The organism is Photobacterium sp. GB-72 (assembly GCF_003026095.1).
Classification (GTDB): domain Bacteria; phylum Pseudomonadota; class Gammaproteobacteria; order Enterobacterales; family Vibrionaceae; genus Photobacterium.
On sequence record NZ_PYNV01000001.1, the window covers coordinates 370236 to 396081 of the forward strand.

A 25846-nucleotide genomic window follows, 5' to 3' on the forward strand; every position below is an offset into this window, starting at 1 on the left:
TATTCTATGAAATTTATATTTGCAATAAAGAAACAATATATAAAATAAATTTCCAGACTTTATAATTAATGTGACATATCCCGATGAAAAGTCGAATTAATCGTGATAGAGCCTTAATGGCATTAACTTGATCACAAAAAGAACAATTAAGCCGTAATATAACAACAACAAATACCAAAAGAACAATAAACAGTAAAAAAGCAATAAATGTGTTTTTATTATACATATCGCACTTTTATACTCTTAAGTTTGCCTGCCACTCCTCTTAATTGCACTATTTTACCTATTGATCATTTTAATTAACTGATAAAAGGAATTATTTAATGAACGTTTCTTCGTTACGTCATCCTAAATAAAATATTTATAAAATGTTATGGATTATTATTAGTAGATTAATTTGGGTTGGACTATTACTGGGCATATTTTTAGTATTCTTATTTTTCTTATTCCAGTCGCACTCTTTATTTGGCTATCAAGTAAATTTTTTCAAGCTAGTATTTTTGGTAATACCGTTCATGTTAATAAAAACTAATATGCAAACTTAAATATTATGGCTGACGAAATAGCCACTGCGCTAGATATGAAAGAAAAGCCTAAAATGTTTATTGTAAACTCTCAAGGTTTAACCAATGCATTAGCGGTGAAATTTCTATCTCGTAAATACACGCTACTGTTTAGTGATTTAGGTGATTTAGGTGATTTAGGTGATTTAGGTGATTTAGGTGATTTAGGTGATTTATTATGGGAAGAGAAAAAACAAGATCAACTGCGTTTTGTTATTGCTCATGAACTTGCTCACCATGCCGTAGGTCACGTAAATTTCTGGATTAACTTCTTAATGAAGCCAGCAATGTTTATCCCTTGCTTCGGTTCAGCTTATAGCCGTGCTTGTGAATTAACCTGTGATTGCATTGCTGCTGAAATTACCTCAAGCCACCCACGTATGACAAAACGTGTTATCGCGATTAATAACTATCAGCTTGGTGATCAAGAATCGACTCTGATCGCTCGCGAAGCCTAAAAAAATCAATACCATAGCCAAAAGCCGCTTTAAATTAGCGACTTTCTTTATTTTTAGCACTTAGGTATAGCCTGCGATAAATTATCTACTAACCAATCAGCAAACTGTTTTTCTTCACCGACTAAATTTGCTTTATCACTCATCAGAATATAATCACACCCCGACGGCACAAAACCAAATGGCGCGACCAACACACCTCGTTTGATATCATCCATAACAAAAGGATATGACCCCATTGCAGCTCCTAATCCATCAATAGCCGCTTGAATACAAAAATAAAAATGACCAAATGTCTGCTGGGAGTGGTGAGTAAAATCAGTTGCTGTATCGCTCCTTTGCTGCCAGTTTTGCCATGCGCTAGCTCGAGTTGCACTATGAATCGTCGTGATACTGCCTAGATCGTGATTCACTTTTTCCCAATAATCGGGCGAGAAAACGGGCCCCACCCATTCTTCAACTAATGACGTTTTGTAGTAATCACGATGACACTCAAAATCATCACGACGTATCGCAAGCGATAAACCATTTATCCCTAATTGCACAGCACCACCAGCTGTCGATAAACGCACATCAATACCTGACGATTCATAAAAGCCACTTAATCGAGGCATTAACCAACGCATGGTTAATGTTGGCTCACATGATACCTCTAACGTATGAAGCCTTGACTGTCGCAACGCATTGACAGTGTTTTCCAATACGTTAAATACTTGACGGGTAGACACTTTTAACTTTTCACCTTCCTGCGTTAAAAAGACGTTACGCCCTTTTTTATAAAAAAGCGCAACGCCTAAATACGTTTCTAGCGTCTTGATCTGTTTGCTCACTGCACCATGCGTAATGTTCAATTGCTGTGCCGCTTCACTAAAACTTGAACACGACGCTGCCACATCGAATACATGAAAAGCTTTAAGATGTCTCATCTGTGAATTTTTCTCACATGTTATTTCACTTCTTTTCGATTAAAACATAGCCATCGCACGCATACAATATCGCCATAAAAAACTTGCTGGAGAGACAAATGGAACTGATCAGCTTAGCGATCTTGGGATTATTGATTGTAATAAGTCCCGGTGCTGATTTCGTATTAGTGTTAAAAAACAGCCTCAATCACGGACGTTCCGCGGGGATCTGGACTGCAATCGGTATTAGCCTTGCGATCACCATACACATTTCTTACTCATTATTGGGGATCAGTTACCTTATCTCACAAAATGAAATGCTATTTAATGCCATTCGCTATGCAGGTGCTGCCTATCTAATTTATTTAGGGATAAAAGGAGTCTTTTTTTCTGACAACAAAACCGATCTACAAGGTGCAACCAAGCCGAGTAAAAGTAGCCAACACTTTCTAGCACAAGGCTTTCTTTGTAACGCGTTAAATCCTAAAACCATGCTGTTTTTCTTAAGCGTGTTTAGCCAAGTAGTATCGACAGACGCAAGCGATAACCACATTGCCTTGTTATATGGTGGTTACATGATTGCGATGCACTGTTTATGGTTTAGCCTTGTTGCGATCCTATTTACATCAAAAGCACTGCAAACACGTTTATTGAATATGAAGAAGCGACTAAACCAACTCTGTGGCGTAGGACTGGTTACCTTCGGTACTGTACTGGCATTAAAATCTTAACGCTTCAAACTCAACGTCGCTGATCATCATTCAGCGACTTTCTCTTTATCGCTTCCAATATTTCGACAAAATCTAACTGACTTAGTGAAAAGTTCTCACTAAACATTCCTTACGAAAATAAATATCGCACAAATAAGTAAAATCTAATTTTTATTCTAATTTTTCGTTGACAGCTTTACCTCATGTCACTAATATCCGCGTCGAAGCAAACGATTACATTTCGTAACTATCTGTTTTTACGTTTTTTTTCTTTTCTTTGAGTCAGCTGATCTCGGTCAGTTGTCTTTCTTTTTTCTATATAAAGAGAGAGACAACATTTTAGAGATCAACATGACAACGATGACTTCTGCAGCACCTACCAGTACTCAAGACACTTCTAGGCAAAACAAAGCAATTTTAAGTGTAGCTTTCCTAATGGCTACGACCTCTGTTGGTCCGGGCTTTTTAACCCAAACTGCTGTTTTTACAAACATCTATAAAATCGACATGGCATTTCCTGTTTTTGCATCCATGTTTATCACCTTCGGTATTGTGATGAACTTGTGGCGCATTGTGGGTGTATCTGGCTTACGTATCCAAGACATTGCGAATCGTGTTACCCCGGGGATGGGCTATGTTGTTGGTATTCTACTAGCGCTTGGTGCAGTGGCATTTAACTTCGGTAACGTCAGTGGTGCAGCATTAGGTATCAATGTTCTGACAGGTGTCGATACGACATGGGGCGCATTGTTCACAGGTGTTGTCGGTTGTTTACTGTTTGTCGTTCATAATGCCTCAAAACGCATGGATCAAATGGCGCGCTACCTTGGCTTGTTTATGATTGTGCTGATTGCTTATGTGGCTATGACCAGCCTTCCACCTATGGGGGAAACACTAAAAGCGGCTGTGATACCATCAGATATGAGTAACCTATTACTGCCAACGTTGACCATTGTTGGTGGTGCTGTCGGTGGTTACTATACAGGTGCGCAGCGCTTAGTTGATGTTGGCTTGCAAGGTAAAGAAAACGTAGGCGCAATTAAAAAAGCAGCATGGGCTGGCATTTCAATCGCCGTTGTTATTCGTATTCTGCTGTTTTTAGCGATATTTGGCGTGATTGCAACAGGCGCTGTATTAGAAACATCAAACCCAGCCGCCGATGCTTTCCGACAAGGTGCAGGTGAAGTGGGTTATTTTATCTTTGGCTTAGTGTTGTTTGTTGCTTCAATTACCTCGGTGGTTGGTAACTCTTACATGGCAATCTCGCTAATTAAAACTCTATTCCCTGTGGTTGCGCGCAATGAAAAAGCATGGTGTGTAGGCTTTATTATCATCACCAGCCTTGGTACTGTGACCATGAACATGCCTATTCTACTGCTAATGTTGGCAGGTCTTATCAACAGTATTATTCTGCCAGTGGTATTAGCCATGGTACTTGCAGCGACTCGCCGCAAAGACATCGTGGGAGATTACAAACACCCGATGTACCTAACCGTTACAGGTGTCTTAATTGTGGTGGTAATGGCAGCGGCTAGCCTTTCAAACATCAGCAACTTTATGACGAAGTTTATGGGATAACCCCAACACTTAGTACAGCACAATAGAGGTCTAGTGATAGTGCTAGACCTTTGTGCTTTTTATGACTCATGATTTGTAATAGATATCTAATTTTTAACTTTACATTCAGATAGATAAACTAAATTAATTTAGAATTACCAAATATATTATTCATTTTTAATCTCTATCATGTTTAAAAAATTTATCATTCCTTCATTACTATTAAGCTTTTCTAATATGGCCCTTGCCGACTCACAGCAAATCTCTCTTAATAATGGCAGCTATGATATTCCAGCTATCTTCTCTGTACCTGATAAGAAAATAGATGAACAGATACCTGCGGTGATCATGCTCCATGGAACAGGGACACAAAAAGATGAAGTGGGTAATTTATATAAATCTCTCAGTGAAAAATTAGAAGCACTAGGGATTGCATCCATTCGTCTCGATTTTGCAGGCAGTGGTGACAGTAAAACATCTGACTTAGCATACTCTTTATCTTCTGCTGTTCTCGATGGACAGGCCGCTTTTAACTACCTTCAAGCTAACCCAAAAATAGATAAGCATCGTATTGGGGTTATCGGCTTTAGCCAAGGCGCATTAATCTCACAATTATTGGTCATCGAAGAGCCCAACATTAAATCACTTGCTGTCTGGTCTCCTGCTGTTGGTAATGGCATTGCACCAATGAAAGCCTTTTTTGAACAATACTATGACGAGGCAAAACAGAACGGCTACGCATTAATTAAATATGATTGGCGTTCACCATTTAAAGTAAACCTAACATGGTTTGAACAATTAAAAGCCCAGCAATCACTCACATTGATGAAGCAATTTACAGGTTCCCTATTAGCGATTTCAGGTACTAACGATACCGTCCTACCGTGGGAAAATGCGAATACACTGATCACCGCATCAGGCAGTAAAGACGCTACAGCTGTCGTCATAAAAGATGGTGATCATATCTTTAATGTCTTTGATCCACAGGCACATCAAAGTAAAGAGCTATTAGAAATAACAGCCAATTGGTTAAATTCGCGCTTATAAATCACCATTTACGCCAAACGCAAAAAAGCCGCTGAGGATTAACTCAGCGGCTTTGTTTTAAAAGGTAGAGCGGCTCTGAGTATTAGAGGATTTGAACCCAGATATATGGTAAACGTATGCTGGTTTTCAAGACCGGTGCTTTCAACCACTCAGCCATCTCTCCTAAATTGTTATCTCTTAAAAAATAAGAAAGAGTGACAGCAGGCTTAAACTCACAAATTATTAATGAATAATGAAAATGGTTGGGCGATGAGGTAAAACAGCGAAAAGATTACACCGTCATATCGTCAAAAAATAGAAATAAAAAATGCCCCTGCAGAGCGCTTGGGGCATGAAGAACGTTAAAAGCTCAAAAATAAATGACTAAGACTTATTAAGTAAAAAGCTTTCTAGCTCCAATATCGTCGGAGCACCATTAGCGCCCTCTGTCGAAACAACTATTGCCGCTACCGCATTACCAAGTCGTGCCGCATCTGCAAGTGACCAGCCTGAAGATAGCCCGGCTAGTACACCACCACAGTGGCTATCACCTGCTGCGATCGTATCAACGACCTCAACGTTGTGTGCTGGTATATTGATAGCCTCACTCATTGGTTCGATCACCCATGCGCCATGTTTATCTAAGCGATAAATTAAGCTTACTCCAGAGGCATCCGAAAACTTTTTCGCATCGTCGATCGAAGCCTCGTTATTGCGAACCAGCATCTTAAACTCATCTCTGTTGATAGTAAGAATCGTTTTTTTTGCCAATAATTGAGTAATAAATACAGAATCGATCTCAGCAAATCTTGGTCCAAAATCGACAAAGATGCGCACGGAAGGGTCTAAGCTCAGCAACCATTTTTTCAAAGGTTCACTCTCTTTATCAACCAACTCGTAACCAGATACATACACCAGAGATCCATTACTGATATCCAATTGGTTAAGCTGATCTTCACACCAATACTGTTCGCATCCTTCAACCGTAATAAAGGTACGCTCTTTATCCGGTTCTACCATCGCTAAACACCAACCATTATCGACCCGGTGATTATGCAGAAGGGGCACAAGACCTTCCTGTTGCATGGCCCTTTTTGTCATCTCACCCCAGGGTCCATTTCCCACGGGAATGCCATTGATAATGTCAATGCCCAAGCGAGCAAGGCTGCGTGCTACATTAAAAGCACAACCACCGATCTGCTTAGATTGCTCACGAGCCACTTCATCGCCACCACTGGTTGGCAGTTTTTTGATCGTTAAAATGATATCGCCAAATGCAGCGCCAATAATCGCTACAGGTAAAACTTGGTTCAACGTTTTTAGGTTAACCATGGCATTCTCGTTATTTAGACAAGATTCGATGCGCAATAAAGCTAACAAAGAAAGAAACAAAAAGACCTAAGCTAGAATCAGCAAAGATACCCACCGCAAATGGGCCATCGACAAAGCCAGTATTTGTCACAAGTAAACCGGATATTGCACCAGCTAACCAACAACCTAGCGTCATTTTATTCACACCCGTTTCACCATAAAGCTCGTCGACACGATAGCCACAATGCGAACGATGCATATAATAGTCATTAATAAAGATCGCAGCCCACGCAGCTAAAAATACACCACAGAAAACCAAGAACGAGATAAATGGCCCTAAAAAATCACCTGATACGAATAACACATAGATAGCAACACCAAGCACCAATACGGCATCAATCGCAATTGCAGTACGTTGTTTCAGTTTTACGCCAATCGTCAATAGATTTAAGCTTGCAGAATACAGACTGATGACAGCAATAGTCACAATGCCTGCAACCGCTGCTAATAAGTAAGGTACCGCCATCCAAGATGGTAGTAAGGTTCCGATGGCAGCGATAGGATTCTCATGAGAAGCAAGATCGGGGATCTGCGCTGTCAATAATATACCAGCAGTAATCAGTAATAATAAAGGCAGTGCTGCACCACCAACTACAGCAGTAAAAATACTACGATTGCTCGATTTTCTTGATTGATCTCGGCTATAATCCGCGCCCGCTATAGCCCAACTAATCCCTGTTCCTGCGGCAATAATTGAAACCGCTGGTAGAAATCCTGTTAACCAATCTCCTTGCGGTAATGCCAAGATAGCGACCCAATCAGCAGTGCTTAATAAGTACCCCACTACAATCAAAGTCATTACACCAAAAGAACGTGTAATCCACTCTTGCATCTTAAGTACGGTGTTTTGGCCTAACATGCTCACAAAGACTGTTAATCCACCAAACAGCACTAATGAAAACGCAGTAACATAAACCGATTCTTCAAAACCTATTGCGACAAACAATGCAGATAACGTCAATGTACCCGTAATGATATTGACAGCTTCCCATCCCATTAGATTCATCCAACAAAATGATGTTGGTGCAATATTACCTTTTTTACCAAAGCCAGCACGTGAAAGTGTCAGTGTTGTGGTACTACCAATTTTACCCGCAATACTAGTGATACCCACCAAAGAGAAAGACGCAACACCGACAATCGCAGCGAGGACAGATTGAAAAAAAGACAGACCAAAAGACACAATAATGGCGCCATAAACAACACCTAAAATACCGATATTGGCTGCACACCATACAAAAAACAGCTCACTTGGCGCTTTAATTTTTTGGTCTTCCGGAACAATATCAATACCCAGTTCATTAACTGAAGAAGACTCAACATGTGCTTTTAAATGTTTATTTGACGCACTCACGTTATCAGAATTCATTTTGCTCACCTTGTCCATTAGGTCTGTATTCATTCAACTTTTCAGCGTATAGATTGAACGAGGTATTGTTCGCTTGTTCAATCAGTTCAATACTTTGCGTAGGGAATGCGTCAATGCCATGTATTGCGCCACAAATTGCCGTTGCCATTGCTCCGATCGTATCGGTATCGCCACCCAAGTTAGCAGCAAGCTCTGCACATACCAGTGGGTCAGTATTTGCAGCATCGACAAGAGCGATCGCAGCAGGGATAGACTCAATAATGTCCATTCCTGAGCCTACCTGCTCGTAAACCACTTTCACGACGTCTTGCTTATAAGCGTGTGTTTCAATCCCAACTTGAGGCGTGATCGCATGTTGTTTTTTAATTGTTGAAATTAATTCCATCGCATAAATAATTCGATAGCCTAAAAGTGGACTGAAAGTAGACTGGTGTTTCTTTTGAGCTACATTGACTATTTCACAAAGCTCATCTTTTATTACGCTCCAAGAGACACCATCAATGGCTCGGCTAATACACCAAGCCACCGCCGTAGCCCCAGCAATCGCTATATCAGACTTATGGGTCGCTATACACGACAGGCGAACATTCGCAATGAAGTGATCTAAGTCATCACAGAGCAGCAAACAACCGACTGGAGAAACACGCATCGCAGAACCATTGGTCACACCGTTCGATTCAATCAGCTCAACATCAATACCTTGCGCGATATCATTCAACGTTTTCTTCGATGTAGGACCCAAAATATTTTTGTTAAATGCGTCCACCTCGTGAGCCCACTTCATAATGTGTTTTGCCACAATATTCGGGTCAATTTCACCATCAGATTCGATGATAGCTTCAATCAAAGCAATTGCTTGACTGGTATCATCCGTGTACTGGCCTTTTTCAAACTCATTGGCAGCAATGTTTTCTTCAGGGCCGGCAAGAAACTCATCAATCCAGCCAAAATAGCTCTCTACTCGACTTTTTGGCCATAGTTCAGATGGCATTCCTAGAGCATCACCATAGGCTTGACCAAATAGACAGCCCTGAATTCGCTTAAGTGTTTCATTATTATTATTTGTAGGGGTAAAAGACATTTTGTATCACCATCGGTATATATTCTTCGCAACCAGAATAAGTCCAGTTAAAGTCCAAAGAAAGTCCTTTAGTAGTCCGGTGTGACAGTTTCCACATTTTTTGTTATTCTGATCAGCAGTCCTAATTATTTGAATTTTGAAACATGACGAGCCAAAACATCATCACTGCGATTAACGAAAATCTCAGCAATAACTCGCTAGCACCAAAATATATTCAATTAAAAGAGAGCCTTGAGTTAATCATTAGAAAACGGATTATTCCGAATGGCACCGTACTACCTTCAGAAAGAAAATTGGCTGAAGAACTAAATGTCTCTAGAGTGACGATTGTCAAAGTCCTTGAAGAATTGAGACAGTCAGGCCTAATCATTAAGAAGCAAGGTAAAGGGACAACGGTAAACTTCCCACTGGACTACAACTTGTCTGGCGGTGGTTTTTCTTCGCAATTACATAGTCAAGGTCAATTATCGAACCGTTGGATCAGTCGTGAGCTGATTGAAGGTGAAGAGTCCATTCGAAAAGAACTCAGCATAATTCAGCCAAGTAAAATAGCGAAAGTAAAGCGAGTACGGTTAGCAGACGATACTCCTGTATCTATTGAGACGATGTTCGTTCCCCAAGTTTATTTACCAAGGCCAGAATTACTAGAATGGTCGCTCTACCAGTATTGGAGTGAACAAGGTATCAAACCTTCAACTCAAGAATATCAAATTAATGCCCACCAGCTAACTCAAGAAGAAGCTGATATGCTAGAAACAAAAATGAGTGAACCCGCATTAATGATCATTCTCAAAAGCTTTGATCACCAAGGAAATATTCTTGAATACGGCTCTGCAATTTGTCGCAGTGCCAGCTATAACTTTAAATTTAAAGTGCAATTATCAGATTAGAACCTTGCTCAGATTATGAGGTGCCAGTGATTCATCGGCATTGAAAATGCTTAACGAAATAGTCCCGACAGATCCTTTAATTCCATACTTTGCCATAAATCTATTTACTTATCGTCTCAGCAAACAAATACGTTTTAATGGATTGAACTCCGCTTTAAAATATAAAATTACCCAAAGTAAAAAAGCTGCTGAGTCAAACTCAGCAGCCTTCTCTGATATAACGGAGCAGTTCTGGATATTAGAGGATTTGAACGCTTCTGATATCAGTATCAGATTATAAAAATTTATTCATTCTTATCAGATGCAAAAAAGCCGCTAAGGGTTAACTTAGCGGCTTTTTTATATATGGCGGAGAGATAGGGATTTGAACCCTAGATACGCTATAAACGTATGCCGGTTTTCAAGACCGGTGCTTTCAACCACTCAGCCATCTCTCCTAAATTGTCATCTCTTATTAAATAAGAGATGGCGGTGAGGGAGGGATTCGAACCCTCGATACGTTGCCGTATACACACTTTCCAGGCGTGCTCCTTCAGCCACTCGGACACCTCACCACATTGTTGCTGAACCGCTATGCGTTTCAACGGCGGCTAATGTAATCACTTATGCGATATCGGTCAAGGTATTTTCCTGTTCTCTTATTCATTCGCCGACTTATAGATCAATTAGGTCTATTCTCATACCAATCTATTGTTTTTCATCAATTTCAATTACTGTAACATAACGCTGATATACCTTGCTGTTTATGCATCCGTAGTACTCAATTACAGGTTTTTTATGCGATTTTTCTCATTTTTTTATCTCTTCTTATTCTTTCTCATTTCCACCCCACTATCTGCTGAAGAGAATGCATCACACCAACACATTATTGCCAACAAGATCAGTCAGCTTGAAGCGCAACAAAAAACGCCTGAAATAATCAAACAGCTTTCTGCCTATCAAACAGCGGAAAACCAGCTTGAGAAAACTAAAAACTTTAATCAAGCAACACGCAGTTATGAAAAATTAATGAACTCCTATCCAGAAGATAAGGCAAGAGTTCAAGATCAAATAGCGAATTTTAACGCGACAGAATTTCCAGAGTCTAACGACTGGGATCACGACCAGCTAACATTAGAAATTGCAGAGCAAGATACCAAGCTGATCCAACTAGAAATAGCACGCCAGTCATACCGCAATATTTTAATTGAAATTGAGCATGGTATTGACGATTTCTCATATCAAACCAATAAGTTAAGAACACAAAAACAAAGTATCACTAAAGAGCTATCTCAAGCGCAACGGGGCAATAACACAGAAGCTATCATGCTGCTCCAAATCGCCGAGCAATATACGACTAGTCATTTATTTATGCTGGAAGCTGAACAGCTAAGTGCAGGTAATCGTCGTGCGTTAGCAAAATTAAATCTGCAATATGAAAACTTACAAATTGAAGCACATCAGGCATATCGTAATAACTTACAAAATACACTTAATCGTGTTTTACGCTCTAACGTTTCTGAAAATGATGAGCAAAATGAAGAGCTACAAGCTGATATTCAAAACCAGCCAGAAGTGATTAAACAGCAGTTAACATTAAACAAGCATTTGTCTTCTGAACTAGCAGCGCTGACGTCTAATATTGAACAAACACAGCAGTCTATTAGTACAACCAATGAGCAAATTACTGAAACCACACAAACAGCAGATGCATTAAGAGTCATGGCTGATTGGCTTAAAATAAGCCCAATTATTAGTGAGAATCTTCGTAACCGATTACAAAGTTTACCGTCAAATCCACCGATTGATAAACTTAATCGTGATGTCGCCCGTAATCAAATTCGACTTTATGATTATCAACAACAGTCTGATTTACTTAAAAATAACAAAGAAAAGATCAGTACCAGTAATCTATCACCGCAACAAATTGATCGTTTACACGCGCTGATACAAGATAATCTCAAACTATATAGTGATATTAATAAAGCGTCTGAAACGTTAATTTACCAACAAGCCAAGCTTAAAGTTATTTTCGATCGCCTAAATAGCATGCTGATCAAGATTAAAAATGAATCAGCAAAATTACTTTTTTGGGCACCCAATACCAATCCACTCAGCTTTGATGTCATCAAACAAATGGGTGAAAAAATCAAATGGTTCTTTTCTCCAACACAATGGGTAGGTCTTGTTAAAGTCCCGCACTTTATTAGCCCTTACTCATTGTTTGCTAGTATATTTGTCATTGCTTCACTGCTTGCATTTCTATATTTTGCCAAAAAGCATTGGGTACTTTATTTAGAAAAAACCAGCAAACGAATTAATCGTGTCACTGAAGATAAATTCCGTTATAGCTACACCAATGTTGCGATAGCCTTCCTTCTGGCATGGCCAATCCCTCTGATCATATTTGTTGTTGGTTATACTTTAAGCCTTGCTTGGCAGTTACCCTTTATTTTCCATTTAGGCCAAGCCCTATCACTACCCTATGCACTGGTTGTCTTCTTTTTCATTCGAGAGTTATGCCGCAAAGATGGACTTTTCATCAGTCACTTTGGTTGGTCTGAAGAAATTACTAATAAAGCATTAGATAATTATCGACGCTTAATGATGGTGTTTATTCCAGCACTTATCTTGCAGCAATTCACTATGCTAACAAGTGAACTCGATACAACGGCTACCCTTGGACGATTAGCTTTTATTATTTCTAATATCGCTATCAGTTTTTTCCATTGGCGATTGTGGAAACTCAAGATGCCAATGACCTATGGTGATTTGCCTGAAGGAAAAGCCCATATTGGACACCATATCTTTTGGTGGGTACTCATCATTACCCCACAGGTACTCAACTATGCGGCACTCAATGGGTACTTAGCCACATCACAAACCATCATGCTACGTATTCAGCAAGGTGCCGTGATTGGTGTTGTCGTCTTACTGGTGTACTTCTTAATAAAAAGATTGATGTTAATACAAAAACGTCGATTAGCATTTGAACGTGCAAAAGCAAAACGCCAAGAAATCATTGCTCAGCGTCAAGCAGAAATGTTGGAAGATAAAGACGAGCACCATATAAGTAATGATCTCAGCATTGATATTGAAGAGCCGAAAGTAGACTTAGATAAAATCAGTGCTCAATCATTACGTTTATTACGCTCGCTATTATCACTGATTTATCTGTTTATTTTAAGTTGGTTGTTTTCCGATTTTTATCAAGCAACGTCACTATTAGAAGGTGTTACGTTATGGGATGTAACCAATACCATCAACGGTATTGAAGAGCTACATACCATTACATTACAAAGTGTTTTACTGGCGGTATTTGCTTTTGGTTTAACGGTTATTTTGGCGCGCGATTTACCCGGTGCTATGGAACTGCTTATTCTTCAGCATCTTGATTTAAGCCCAGGTACGGGTTATGCGATAACTTCTGTTACTCGCTATCTAGCCATTTTTATCGGGATTATTGTTGGCTCTGCATTAATTGGTTTTGACTGGAGCAAAATGCAGTGGCTAGTCGCAGCCCTTGGTGTCGGTATTGGTTTTGGTATGCAGGAAATATTTGCCAACTTTATTTCTGGCTTAATTATCTTGTTTGAAAAACCAATTCGGATTGGTGATACAGTAACAATCCGTGAGCTCACAGGTGTAGTCGCGAAAATAAAAACCCGCGCAACTACAATTGTAGACTGGGATAGAAAAGAAGTAATCGTGCCTAATAAAGCTTTTGTAACTGAGCAATTTATTAACTGGTCGTTGTCCGATGCAATTACTCGAGTCAATCTTTCAATCAATGTGAAATTTAAAGCCGATCCTGAGCTAGTAACACAATTATTATTTGAGGCGGCAGAGGAATGTGAACTGGTACTCGATAATCCAGCACCTGAAGTATTCTTCTTAGGTTTAACCGCTAATTGCCAACAATTTGAATTGCGTGCTTATGCCGCAGAAACGGGGCATCGCTTAAGCTTAACCCATGATCTCCACTGCCGAATTAAGAACAAATTCATTAAAAATCATATTGATATAGCATCGCCGCAGTTAGAAGTAACAATGAAAGGCCAGCAATTTCATCCCGCCAGTGGCAAATAACATTTAATCATATCTTCACGTACTGCTATTAAACCGATAGCAGTACGTATATTAAGAACCACTCTCGTTTCACTTCCCTTTTAGAACCCTCTTAATATATCTGTTAAAACAGAACAACATAATAACAATCACATTACCTTTTAGCGAAAAATCATGAACTAAGATCACAAAAAGTAGTTACTGATAAAACTATTATGTTAATTTAATGTTTTTAAGATATTTTTAACTCTAATATAGATATTTGTATCAATAGTTTTTTGATACAAATACTTATCAAAATATTGATTTTACAATAAGAATAAAAAGACAGGGGCCAAGGATGAAGCCAATGATGTATGTTGTTATTGAAGGCATTATCTGGAAAATTACAGATTCAGGTGAATGGGTTCAAATTCCAGCTTCAGAAATTATTGATCAGTCGATTCCTTTCATCAAAGAAAGAGCCTACATCAATGACATTTTAAAAACACAAACCCACCAAGATGATGCCCCTGTTATCGAGAGCTCTTCGCATCGTACCCAGTTTTTTCTTGATACCAATATTGGCCAAGAGCCATTATCAAGCAACAGCGCTTCTTTTATTTCTCAGATAAAAGCCACATTAGCTGAAACCTTACCCAAAGCGGGATTTAGTACTCGTTCAATAGCATCCATTCAAAAAACAGAAAATGAATCTGTTGCAGATGCTATCCCATCTCTTAAAGCTTCTGCGACGTTATCAGCCTCCATTATTGATGGTAACGATGGTTATAAAAGCCGATTTGAAACACCTTCTGCGGTACTACTGGGCGACGCTATTGATATTGAAGATGGCAGAATAGTTATCGTTACTGTGACAGATATTAACGGCAAAGTATTCACTGCCAGTGCAGTCGTACAAAATCAAAAATGGATAGTTAATCATCAAGACTTGAGCTCTCTTGCTGAAGGTGAGCTTTCTATTTATGCCTCTGTTACTGACTTCTACGGCAATGTTGTTGATGCCAAAGACACAACAATCAAAGATACCTTTGCTGAAATAAACGCAAAAATTGACGGTAAAGGTGATAATTACTTAAACCTATCTGAAATTACAAATAGTGATTTATTCGGTGAGATAAATTTTGTTGAACATGATCAACCAATATTTATCACCATAACCGATAGCCAAGGTAAAACACTACGCTTTGAAACCGCCAATGATGATGCTGCTTGGCAAATAAATAATGCTGATCTTTCTTCTCTTGCTGAAGGTGAACTCACTGTTCTAGCAGAAACCGTCGATATTGCGGGAAATCCTGCTTCCGCTACCAGCACCATCATCAAAGATACCTTAGCCACTATTACGACTGATTTTGACGGCAACGGTGATCGCTTCCTCAATCAAGCCGAAGTCTCAACGACTGAGCTATTTGGCAGTATCGCGAATATTGAAGATGGACAAACCGTTACTATTACTGTTACTGACAGCCAAGGCTTAGAGAAAACCTTTGAAAGTACTGTTAGCGCTGGGAAATGGACAGTTAGTAATGCCGACTTAACCGATTTAGCAGACGGTGAACTAACCATTCTCGCTGAAACTACCGATATTGCGGGCAACCCAGCCTCTGCAACCAACACTATTATCAAAGATACTGCGGCAAATGTTACGACCAGCGTTGATGGTAAAGGCGATGCGTACCTCAACGCCGTTGAAACACCCATAACCGATTTATTTGGCGCTGTTGAAAATATAGAAGACGGACAAACAGTGACTATTGCTATCGCAGATAGCAGCGGTGCCGAGAAAATTTACACCGCCACTGTTAATAATGGTAAATGGACAGTAAATGACGCCGATCTAACATCGCTTGCTGAAGGTCAACTCACCGTTACGACCACAGCCACCGATATTGCAGGTAATATAACATCAGCCACTAACACCATAATCAAAGATACCCTTGCTAACATTACAGCGAGCTTTGAAGCTAATGGCGATAGCTTTTTAAATAAAGCCGAAATCGACGCTAAAACCACTCTGTTTGGTGACATTGATTTTGTTGAAGACAACCAACCAGTCACAGTAAAAGTAACAGATAGCAATGGTAAAACTCTCACCCTGACCACTACAGTCATAAGCGGTGCATGGCAAATTGATGATGTTGATTTATCTGCACTTGCAGAGGGCGAGTTAACCGTTACTGCTGAAGTTATTGATGTTGCAGGCAACCCAGCGTCTACCACCAACACCATTATCAAAGATACCCTTTCTACCATTACGGCTAACTTTGATGGTAAGGGGGATGAGTATCTTAATCGTGATGAAATCTCTGTGACCGATCTTTTTGGCTCGGTATCCAATGTTGAAGATGGTCAAACCGTTGCAATTAAAGTCACCGACAGTAACGGCCTAGAAAAGTCGTTCGAAACCACTGTGATTGATGGCAAATGGACAATAGAAGATGCCGACTTAACCGATTTCGCTGAAGGTGAACTGACAGTCAATGCTGAAACAGTTGATCTTGCTGGTAACACATCGTCTGCTTCCAACACTATTACCAAAGACACATTCACTGGTATTAGCGCCGATTTTGATGGTAAAGGCGATGAGTATCTCAACCGCGTTGAAATTCCAGTTACCAATTTATTGGGTAAGATCGAAAATGTCGAAGATGGACAGTTCATTACCATTACCATCACCGATAGTAACGGATTAGAAAAAATCTATACCACCACCGTCATTAATGGTAATTGGACAGTTGATAATGCTGACTTAACAGGACTTAGCGAAGGTGAGCTCACTGTCATCGCTGCTACTGTTGATCTTGCAGGTAACCAAGTATCAGCCACAGACACCATCATCAAAGATACCTTAGCGACTATTACGGCGGATTTTGAAGGCAACGGTGATCGCTTCCTTAATCAAGCCGAAATCTCAACGACTGAGCTGTTTGGCACTATCGCCAATATTGAAGATGGACAAACCGTGACTATTACCGTCACTGACAGCCAAGGCTTAGAGAAAACCTTTGAAGGTACTGTTAGCGCAGGTAAATGGACAGTTAACAATGCCGACTTAACCAATTTAACAGACGGTGAAATAACCGTTCTCGCTGAAACTACTGATATTGCGGGCAACCCAGCCTCTGCTACCAACACTATCATCAAAGATACTGCGGCAAATATTACGACCAGCGTTGATGGTAAAGGTGATGAATACCTCAACCTCGTTGAAACCCCCATAACCGATTTATTTGGCGCTGTTGAAAATATAGAAGACGGACAAACCGTTTCTATTACCATCACAGATAGCAATGGTACTGAAAAAATTTATACCACGACGGTAAATAACGGAAAGTGGACAGTAAATGACGCCGATCTCACGACACTCGCTGAAGGTCAACTCACCGTTACGACCACAGCGACCGATATTGCAGGTAATACAACCTCGGCCACTAATACCATTACCAAAGATACCCTTGCTGAAATCACGGCAAACTTTGAAGCTAATGGCGATAGCTTTTTAAATAAAGCTGAAATCGATGCTAAAACCACTCTGTTTGGTGACGTTGATTTTGTTGAAGATAATCAACCAGTCACAGTAAAAGTAACTGATAACAATGGTAAAACTCTCACCCTGTCCACTTCGGTTATCAATGGTGCATGGCAAATTGATGATGTTGATTTATCAGCTTTTTCTGAAGGCGAATTAACCGTTACCACAGAAGTGATTGATATCGCAGGTAATACTAAAGAAACAAGCAATACCATCATCAAAGATACGTCAGTACTTACTATTGATATTGATACAAGCAGTTACCAGCAAGGAGGCTTAAATGTTTCGGCATTAAAAAATGGTCAAGTACCATACCTGCAAGGTTCAACAACAGGTACCCAAGCTGGCGATAAGATAACCGTTACCTTTAGTGACGGAGTAGATACTGTATCTCTGACAACATCAGTAGATAACTCAGGCAATTGGCGTATAGATAACATTGAATTATCTCAATTAGATCCACAGCAAACTTGGCAGATGATCGCCACAGTTACAGACGCTGCAGGTAATACTGCCAGTGACGATATGCCCACATTCGCTAGTTCTAGCGATATGACTTTCTCTGAAAAAGCGCTTGAAACGGAATCTTCAATTGAATCAAGCTCAACGATTAATATTGAATTCGCCGAATTTACTTTCGGCGCAGCGCAGAGTGCTTTAGAACAGTTAACTTCTAATGGTAAAGACGTTACCGTTACTCTTTCTGCTGATGGTTTAACGCTAACCGTACAAACAGCCACCACAACCGTACTCACTGCGGTTATTGACCCTAGCACTCAAACAGTAACAACAACATTAAGTGCTGCCATTGATCACTCCCCCGGCAACCCTAATACTGAAACAGTGATCTTCATTGACGGTATTCAAACGGATAATGATGGTACGAGTGAAACTGTCATCGTGCCAATCGAGATCAATATTCAAGATGCCGCACCTGAGATTGTCGATGATACAAGTGACGTTATTGAAGGCAACGTTGTTACAGGTAATGTGCTAACCAATGATGTGGATGTCGATGCTTCTCTTCTCGTTAAAAGTATCACTATTAATGGAGAGACAAAGGCACTGAATAACACATCGGTTACCTTTGATCTTCCTGAAGGAAAGTTCACCATCAATAGTGATGGCGAATGGACATTTACCGCCAATCGCAATCTTAATCATAGCCAAGGTGATATCAACCTTTTCATTGATTACGTCGCTTCAGATAAAGATCAATACGAGAACAATGCAAGCCTTACAATTTCAGTTAAAGATGGTCTTGCCAATGTCATACTCGATGATAATGCAAAGACGGTTGAAAGTGTGATTTCAGCTGGAAGCGCTACCTTCAAGGGTGAGTTTACTGTACAAGCTGGAGCAGATAATCCTGATCCAAGTAGCCTAACATTTAATTCCCAGACAATAACGGCACTTGAAGCACTAAATTTGTATTCTGGTATCTCAACATCATCGCTTAGTTACACCGTCAGCATGGATGGTAAAACAATCACCGCCAAAGCGGGTGGCGATACTATTTTTACCTTGAGTTTATCGGCAACCGCCTCAGGCGATAACGCGACGGGTACTGTCACCTTGGTACAACACTTCCCTCTCAATCAACAAGGTTTAGCTGATGCTATCACCCTACCTCTGTTTATTGATGCCGTTGACAGTGATGGTACTGCTACTCCAACAGGGAAATTTGATTGGGTTATCGAAGATGGCGCGAATCCAGTATTAGCCGCATCTGGGCAATTAGAGTTTAAAGAAACGGATCTATCTAATCCGTCAAATCAACCTAATCAACCTAATCAACCATTGCAACAAACAGGCACGATCACCGTCACCATTGGTAGTGATGGTTTAAATGGCACCACAGAGCAAAGTCCGCTGTATTTTGATTTAAGCCAACTACCAACCGGTTTAACCAGTGGTGGAAAAGCGATTTCTTATGTGATCTCTAATGATAATCAAACTATTGAAGCAAGAACAAGCTCAGGTAAAGTCTTTGAAATAAGCTTATCTTCTCGCCCAGATGCAGAAGCAAACTCAACCGTTGACTATGTTTTTACCCTGCATCAGGCACTGGATCAAACCAGCGTAAACGATGAATTAACTATTTCTATTCCGGTCTTTATTAAAGACAACGACGGAGATATTAACCAAACGGCTATCGATGTTGTCATTGTTGATGGTATTGCCCCTGTTATTAATACAACGTCAATAGAAATATCAGAAACGCCGATGAGTGCTTCTTCACCAGCAGGTAGTTCAAACCAAGCAGACGCGACAATCACAGTAACCGCAGGACAAGATCCTATCGTCGATTTAAATCTTGTTTTATCGGGTACGGTAAAAAGTAGTGATGGCAATAACATCACCTACCAAGGACAAGCATTAACTTGGCAATTTGATGGCAGTAACACCTATAACGCATCATTACCTGATGGCACAGTGATCTTTTCTGTTCATTTATCAGATATTGGTGCAGTTCCATCGGGTAGTGCAGCAAATGCAACAATCACAGTGACGCTTAATGAGTCTATCGACCATACCAATGGCAACGATACCGAACTTAATTTATTACTGCCCGTTGAAGCGAAAGACAGTGATGGCAGCTCGAGCACATCAAACGTAACGGTGAGTATTTTAGATGGCTTAGTGCCGAGCATTACCGTCAACAGTAACCTTAACGTGCACGAAAATGACTTACTGGATGATAATTTAGCCGTTGATGCATCAACCACGTCAGCACCAACACTCAGCTTTAACCAAAGCAGTGATGAGCTTGCTTCAGTGCAGCTAGATACTGCGCAGTTTAATAGTCAAAACTATACCAGTGGTGGTGAAAACATCACACTTAGCGCAGCAGATGCGAACGGTTGGTATAACGCAACAGCAAACGGTAATGATATTTTCCGTATTAAAGTCAATCTAGATGGTACCGTGCAATTTGAGCTTTTCGAAGCGATTGACCGTCCGTCATCATCAAGTCAAGGTGTGCTTAATTTAGAGTTTGGCGCCATTGCCACAGACGTAGATGGTGATGTGTCAGCCACCACTCCTTTTGAAGTGACAGTTACTGACGATATCCCTGTTGCAGGTCCTGATGAACAACTTGCTGTTTTTGAAGGTGTTGATAAGACACTACGCCTATTATCTAGAGGCGTTACTGGTGCTGATGGTGGTGAGGTCGTCAGTATCAAGTATCGTGGCAAAGAGTATCCAGCAGACGGTAATCCAATTGATTTAATAAATACTCAAACGGACCCACACACTAAATATGGCACTATCGCTGTTAATGCAGATGGCACTGTCATCATTAAGACGATTGCCACTAAGGAAAGTAGTGGCGAGATTAGTGATGAGTTCAGCTACACCGTTAAAGACAGCGATGGTGACACTGCGGTAAGAACCAAGAAACTATCATTTGCAGATGATCCTGGTCGTATTGAGGTGAATGCAGAGCAGACACTTGAAGACAGTATGAGTAACCCACTCACTATTCAAGTATTCCTTGGTGATATTGACCAGAATGAATCACTTAGCACTATCACAATCAGTGAAAGCTCATTAGCGGGTGGACAGCTGTATTTAGATGGCAATTTGCTAACGGCAACAAATGGCGTAATTACCCTTACCGACTTTATTAGCGAAGGTGATTTCTACAAGCCAAACGGTGATCTTACTTATAAACCTGCACCTGATACTGCGCTTAATCAACAAGACACGGTTGTGCTTGAAATAACAGCGACGATATCAACCAATAACCAAGATAAAACACTGACCAAAGATCTCACTATCAAGGTGCTACCTGATGCTGATGCCGCGATTTGGGACGAGGCTAAAGATTACGAGTACACCGCAGTCGAAGATGATAGTAATGGCATTCAACTCAATGTTGCGGCGGATCTACAAGACACCGATGGTTCAGAAACCCTTAAATACCGTATTTCAGGGATCCCAGACGGCATTACACTCAAACTGGGTAATACCATCATTAGCGACGGCAAAATCATTAACGCTGATCAAATTAATGATGTGAAGATATTTTCTGAGAAACACTCAGCAGGCACATTTACCTTTACCATTACTGCGCTCAGCACAGAAAAAGGCAATCAGTTCCTTGATAAAAGTACCGATCGAACAGAAGAATCGCAACGTCTTGTCACAGTAAATATTATTCCTGAAGCGGATGCGCCAAAACTCTCGGTTAAAAACCTTAAAGGCCATGAAGATCAGCCTATTGATCTCAGTAAGGCCATTATTGGTAAATTAACTGATAACGATGGTTCTGAAAGCCTAAGTTACCGAATTAAAGTGCAAGATGGTTGGTCAATTCAAGGTGGCGATGCGGTAGAAGAGCCTGCCGGATCTGGCATCTATATTGTGAGTGCAGAATATATTGAAAATGGTCAAGCACAGCTTCATCCAAAAGCTGATATCAGTTCACACACTGAAAAACTCACTATTGAAGTAACGGCTATATCTACTGAAGCCGCTATTAACGGACTCACCTCTGCTACCAGTACAGAGGGTGCGACCAAGACTATTTCTATTAACTTAAAAGGCACCATTGACCGCCCAGACATTACAGACGGCGGTAATGGGCATTGGCAATACATTGCTAGTAGCACAGATAACACCACTGGCTTTAAGGGCACGCTCAAAGGCATTAATGGTTTTGATGAAGATAAGCCATTACCGCTCGATTTTTTAATTACCACCAGTGATAACGATAAATCAGAAGAGATAACCATCTTAATCACCAACTTGCCTGACGGTGTGAAGTTTATCGATTTTCATGGCAAGCCTTTAAACCTTGAAATTGTCGGTAAGGATGCTTCAACGGGGTTGATCTATCGGATCACATCCGATCAATTAACATCGACGTATTTGTCCACCCCTGAAGACATGAGTGGCAACTTAACATTTGATGTTATTGTAATTTCTACCGAGCCCGACGGTGCGAGTGGTGAATTTAACTACAAGGTGGATATTGAAGTCTTGCCTGCTGTTGATGAGAAAAATGAGATAGATAAGGAAGGTCGCCCTATATTGCAAATATTGCAAAACACAGGTTTTGAAGATCAACCTATCTCATTTTTAGTTGAGCCGACCATCAGAAAAGATAGCGACAACAGTGAAACGCTGACAGGTTATAAAATCACCGATTTACCAGATGGGTTAACCCTGTTTATTGATGGTGTAGAAGTTGTTATTCCTGCTAATGGGCTCGATCTTGCTAACTATAAAGGCAACCAATCATGGGCTGAATTTATTAACAGTGGTCGCGTGACCATTCTTGCAGATGAAGATCTCAGTGGCATTTTTGATATCAAGATTAATTATGAAGTAACGGATACGTCAACTTCCGGACAAACAGCGAGTGAAAACATCAATGCAACTATCCAAGTTGATGTTGCTGGGGTCGTTGAAACCGATACACGCTTAGAATCTACAGAAGATCTGCTAAGTAGTAACGATGGTAGCCCTATTGATTTAACCAATGCGGTTCACTTTATCGATGAAGATCTTGATGGCTCAGAATATCTAGATTACATCGTGATCGAAGTACCTGTTGGCATTAATCTCATCATCGATCACCCTAACGGTGCCCATATTGACGGTAGTGGTAACTGGATTATTCCCGCAACGGGCTTAACAAGCGCTAGCATTAAAGAAGCAATGCAAGATCTGTTAGCTGGAGCAACCGTAAGCGCTAGCTTTAATACACAGGTGATTGATCTTGTGGTTAAAGCTCGTGTGGTTGACGGCAACGATTCTCGCTTTTTAGAAGCACCCGTTCAGATCCAGATCACAGGTAAAACAGGAGGTGGAGGTTCATGTCCTCCGACCGAAGCGCCAGATAAAATTCAAGGTGATATGATTATTGCTAAAGAAGGCGAAGATATTAATTCATCAGGTCTACTAAATGGCGATATTGATAATAACCCAGAAATCGCCCTCTCCTTTTTTATTGACGTTAATGACTTACCTGACAATGTTGAAATTATAAGTAACAAAAATACTCCCGACTTTAGCGGTATCATTACCGAATATAACGATGCGGGTGAAATTATTGGTTACACCATCACAGAAAATGGTCTTTCCAATATGACATTCATTGGATTAGATGAAGCTTGGGCTGGATCTTTAGATATTCCGATCACGATCACTCAAACCTCTACCTGTAATGGTACAAAATCCACCACCACACAACATATCAAAATTGACGTTGTTCCGGTTGTTGATAACATCATTACAACAACAGATACCAGCAGTATTATAGAAGATACCGCAACCGCAATTAACTTAACGGTGCTGTTAGGCGATAGTGTAAGTAACGGACAAACCATCACGGGTGAAGGTACTTCTGCGACTGGTAAAGAAACCATCAACTGGATGACAATCACCTTAGCACCTGGTGGTGAATTGATTGGCGATCCTGCGATAGTAGCCCAGAACCCCGATGGTAGTTGGCAAGTACTGGATCCAAGTCGTTTAGACGAATTGCTTTTAAAGCCGCCTCATAACTACAGCGGCGATTTAACCATTACTGTTGATACCAACATCACCGATAAATCCGATTCATCATCGCAAACGGATACTCAGACCAAAACCTCTTCTGTGATTATTAACGTTGAGCCTGTGACTGATATCGCCACCATGCCGAATACCATCACCGAGCAAGGTGATGAAGATGGCTACATTCATATCGTTGGATTAGGCGCAATCTTATACGATGATGACGGCTCTGAAACCATTTCACTGAATCTATCCGGCGTTCCTAATGGTGCCGTGATGTTCTATTCACCAGACGGTGGCACGACCTTTATCCAATTGCCTAATACTGGAAAATCATGGAGCTTTGATATTGCGCAAGCCGATAGTATCTATATTCGTCCACCCACAGATTTCAGTGGTGATATCACATTGAAGTTGGATGCGATCACGAACGAAATTGGTACAACGGAAATAATAACATCGACCTCTGAAGTTATTATTGGCGTCAATCCTATTGGTGATGATATTCAATTTATTGGTGTACCAGAGAGCCTATCGGGCGATGAAGGTGAAAGCTTCACGATTCCAGTTGATATTGAAAGTACCGAAACCAATAGTAATGAAACATTATTCTTAGAAGTGATCTTTAGTGCAGCTGAGCAAACTCAGTTAGCAGGCCTAGATAAAATTCAAATCGGTGATCAAGAGATAAGTATCATTAAAAGTGGTGATATATGGCTTGCGACTGCAATAGTAAATAGCACTACCTTAGACCAATTAACCCTATTTAGCGGTGATGCTTTTGGCGACATTACTATCACACTCAAAGCCAGCAGTATTGATACCGATACTATTTTAGGCTCAGAAATTACGCATTATGGTCAAACTGTTGAGAAGAATATCAGTTTAACTCTTGCACCTATGCCTGATGCGCCAGAGCTTAATCTTCAGTACAACAGCGTTATAGCTAAAACCGAAACGACGATTGCGCTAAATCTTGAGCTATCAATGTTTAATCCTGCGCCTAATGAGCAAGGGAGTATTATTATCACAGGTTACCCTAGTGATTTCGCATTCTCAGCAGGCCAAGCGAAAGGAAATGGTTGGGAAGTTGCATTTGACGATATTGCCGATCTGACGATGACTGCTAATAGTGAGCAAGATTTCTCTCTTTCTATTGAGCCAATTTCAACTCTGGATGGACAAACGGCTGCAGGTGTCACGCAAACCATCGACGTTAGTATCACGGATAAAAATGATAATTCGCTTATCGGCACTGCAAATGATGATGTGATCATTGGTACTGCCAATAACGATAACATGACGGGCGGTAGCGGTAATGATCGCTTTGTATTCAAAGCCGAAGATCAAGGAACCAGCTCTAGTCCGGCACAAGATACCATTGTAGATTTCGATGTCACAGCCAATAGTGACAACATTGATTTACGCGCTATTTTAAATAACGTTACAGATGGGATATCTGCTGATAACTTTATTGATATCACGGAGAATAACGGTTCAGTAACATTACATATTAAAGAAAATGGCGAAGATATTAGCCAAGAGATCACGTTAGAAAACGTAAACAAAGATGCACTTTATAGTAACGATGCAAGTACAACAACAGATGCTGAACTATTACAAAAAATGATAGATGATAATAATTTACTCGCTGGATAATGACTCTATTTAGGCGTCTAACTCTATCAACTTAAGACTTTGATACTAGCTCATCTTGCGTACTGCTATTCACCCAATAGTAGTACGCAACTTTTGCAATATATCTTTTAGTTCCTATAGATAGAAATATCTAAACCCCACTGATTATTAATAAATTTTATTGGTCAC

General features: G+C 40.3%; 11 protein-coding genes and 2 tRNA genes. 7 read left to right on the forward strand and 6 right to left on the reverse strand.

From position 1 onward, the window contains the following. The first annotated feature begins 550 nt into the window (after positions 1 to 550). A complete protein-coding gene (locus C9J40_RS01640) occupies positions 551 to 1021 on the forward strand; it encodes a M48 family metalloprotease (protein WP_233220284.1) in 471 nt (156 codons plus the stop codon). A gap of 53 nt (positions 1022 to 1074) precedes the next feature. Here the strand turns inward: C9J40_RS01640 and C9J40_RS01645 are convergent, their stop codons facing one another. After that, on the reverse strand, positions 1075 to 1944 hold the full coding sequence (locus tag C9J40_RS01645; protein ID WP_107245514.1) for a LysR family transcriptional regulator: 870 nt from the start codon (positions 1942 to 1944) through the stop codon (positions 1075 to 1077). A 98-nt stretch (positions 1945 to 2042) separates the two neighbouring features. On the opposite strand from C9J40_RS01645, the gene C9J40_RS01650 reads away from it, so the two are divergent. From C9J40_RS01650 to C9J40_RS01660, 3 genes are all read left to right on the forward strand, one after another. Further along, positions 2043 to 2654, forward strand: a complete 612-nt coding sequence (locus C9J40_RS01650; protein ID WP_107245516.1) for a LysE family translocator — start codon at positions 2043 to 2045, stop codon at positions 2652 to 2654. Between the two features lie 330 nt (positions 2655 to 2984). Next, positions 2985 to 4211: an NRAMP family divalent metal transporter gene (locus C9J40_RS01655; protein ID WP_107245518.1), complete on the forward strand. Its 1227-nt coding sequence runs from the start codon at positions 2985 to 2987 to the stop codon at positions 4209 to 4211. Positions 4212 to 4427: 216 nt separating this feature from the next. Continuing rightward, positions 4428 to 5237, forward strand: coding sequence for a S9 family peptidase (locus C9J40_RS01660; RefSeq protein ID WP_158259537.1), 810 nt, complete (start codon positions 4428 to 4430; stop codon positions 5235 to 5237). Positions 5238 to 5600: 363 nt separating this feature from the next. Here C9J40_RS01660 and C9J40_RS01665 read toward each other — a convergent pair whose 3' ends face one another. From C9J40_RS01665 to C9J40_RS01675, 3 genes are read right to left on the reverse strand one after another with little or no spacing between them, the layout of a single operon-like run. Continuing rightward, a complete protein-coding gene (locus tag C9J40_RS01665; protein ID WP_233220285.1) occupies positions 5601 to 6584 on the reverse strand; it encodes a PfkB family carbohydrate kinase in 984 nt (327 codons plus the stop codon). Further along, entirely contained in the window at positions 6559 to 7956 is a 1398-nt protein-coding gene (locus tag C9J40_RS01670; protein WP_107245522.1) for a cytosine permease, read from the reverse strand. Before C9J40_RS01670 ends, C9J40_RS01665 begins: the two co-directional genes overlap by 26 nt. Then, positions 7946 to 9037, reverse strand: a complete 1092-nt coding sequence (locus C9J40_RS01675) for an ADP-ribosylglycohydrolase family protein (RefSeq protein WP_107245524.1) — start codon at positions 9035 to 9037, stop codon at positions 7946 to 7948. The genes C9J40_RS01670 and C9J40_RS01675 overlap by 11 nt, the downstream gene beginning before the upstream one ends. A 143-nt stretch (positions 9038 to 9180) precedes the next feature. Here C9J40_RS01675 and C9J40_RS01680 point away from each other — a divergent pair, with 143 nt between their 5' ends. Continuing rightward, complete coding sequence (locus tag C9J40_RS01680; protein WP_107205648.1) at positions 9181 to 9927, forward strand: GntR family transcriptional regulator; 747 nt, start codon at positions 9181 to 9183, stop codon at positions 9925 to 9927. Between the two features lie 346 nt (positions 9928 to 10273). Here the strand turns inward: C9J40_RS01680 and C9J40_RS01690 are convergent. Together C9J40_RS01690 and C9J40_RS01695 are read right to left on the reverse strand one after the other, a co-directional pair. Beyond that, a tRNA-Ser gene (locus tag C9J40_RS01690) sits at positions 10274 to 10364 on the reverse strand. Between the two features lie 29 nt (positions 10365 to 10393). Continuing rightward, a tRNA-Ser gene (locus tag C9J40_RS01695) sits at positions 10394 to 10481 on the reverse strand. A 223-nt stretch (positions 10482 to 10704) separates the two neighbouring features. On the opposite strand from C9J40_RS01695, the gene mscM reads away from it, so the two are divergent. Together mscM and C9J40_RS01705 are read left to right on the forward strand one after the other, a co-directional pair. After that, a complete protein-coding gene (gene mscM / locus C9J40_RS01700; protein ID WP_107245527.1) occupies positions 10705 to 13995 on the forward strand; it encodes a miniconductance mechanosensitive channel MscM in 3291 nt (1096 codons plus the stop codon). Between the two features lie 319 nt (positions 13996 to 14314). Further along, entirely contained in the window at positions 14315 to 25678 is an 11364-nt protein-coding gene (locus tag C9J40_RS01705) for an Ig-like domain-containing protein (RefSeq protein WP_233220286.1), read from the forward strand. Positions 25679 to 25846 lie beyond the last annotated feature (168 nt).

Bases quoted from the DNA above. Each gene is read 5' to 3' on its own strand.
- C9J40_RS01660 (WP_158259537.1), top strand. From the start codon at position 4,428: ATGGCCCTTGCCGACTCACAGCAAATCTCTCTTAATAATGGCAGCTAT.
- C9J40_RS01640 (WP_233220284.1), top strand. From the start codon at position 551: ATGGCTGACGAAATAGCCACTGCGCTAGATATGAAAGAAAAGCCTAAA.
- C9J40_RS01645 (WP_107245514.1), bottom strand. From the start codon at position 1,944: ATGAGACATCTTAAAGCTTTTCATGTATTCGATGTGGCAGCGTCGTGT.
- C9J40_RS01705 (WP_233220286.1), top strand. From the start codon at position 14,315: ATGAAGCCAATGATGTATGTTGTTATTGAAGGCATTATCTGGAAAATT.
- C9J40_RS01680 (WP_107205648.1), top strand. From the start codon at position 9,181: ATGACGAGCCAAAACATCATCACTGCGATTAACGAAAATCTCAGCAAT.
- C9J40_RS01655 (WP_107245518.1), top strand. From the start codon at position 2,985: ATGACAACGATGACTTCTGCAGCACCTACCAGTACTCAAGACACTTCT.
- C9J40_RS01675 (WP_107245524.1), bottom strand. From the start codon at position 9,037: ATGTCTTTTACCCCTACAAATAATAATAATGAAACACTTAAGCGAATT.
- C9J40_RS01650 (WP_107245516.1), top strand. From the start codon at position 2,043: ATGGAACTGATCAGCTTAGCGATCTTGGGATTATTGATTGTAATAAGT.
- C9J40_RS01670 (WP_107245522.1), bottom strand. From the start codon at position 7,956: ATGAATTCTGATAACGTGAGTGCGTCAAATAAACATTTAAAAGCACAT.
- mscM (WP_107245527.1), top strand. From the start codon at position 10,705: ATGCGATTTTTCTCATTTTTTTATCTCTTCTTATTCTTTCTCATTTCC.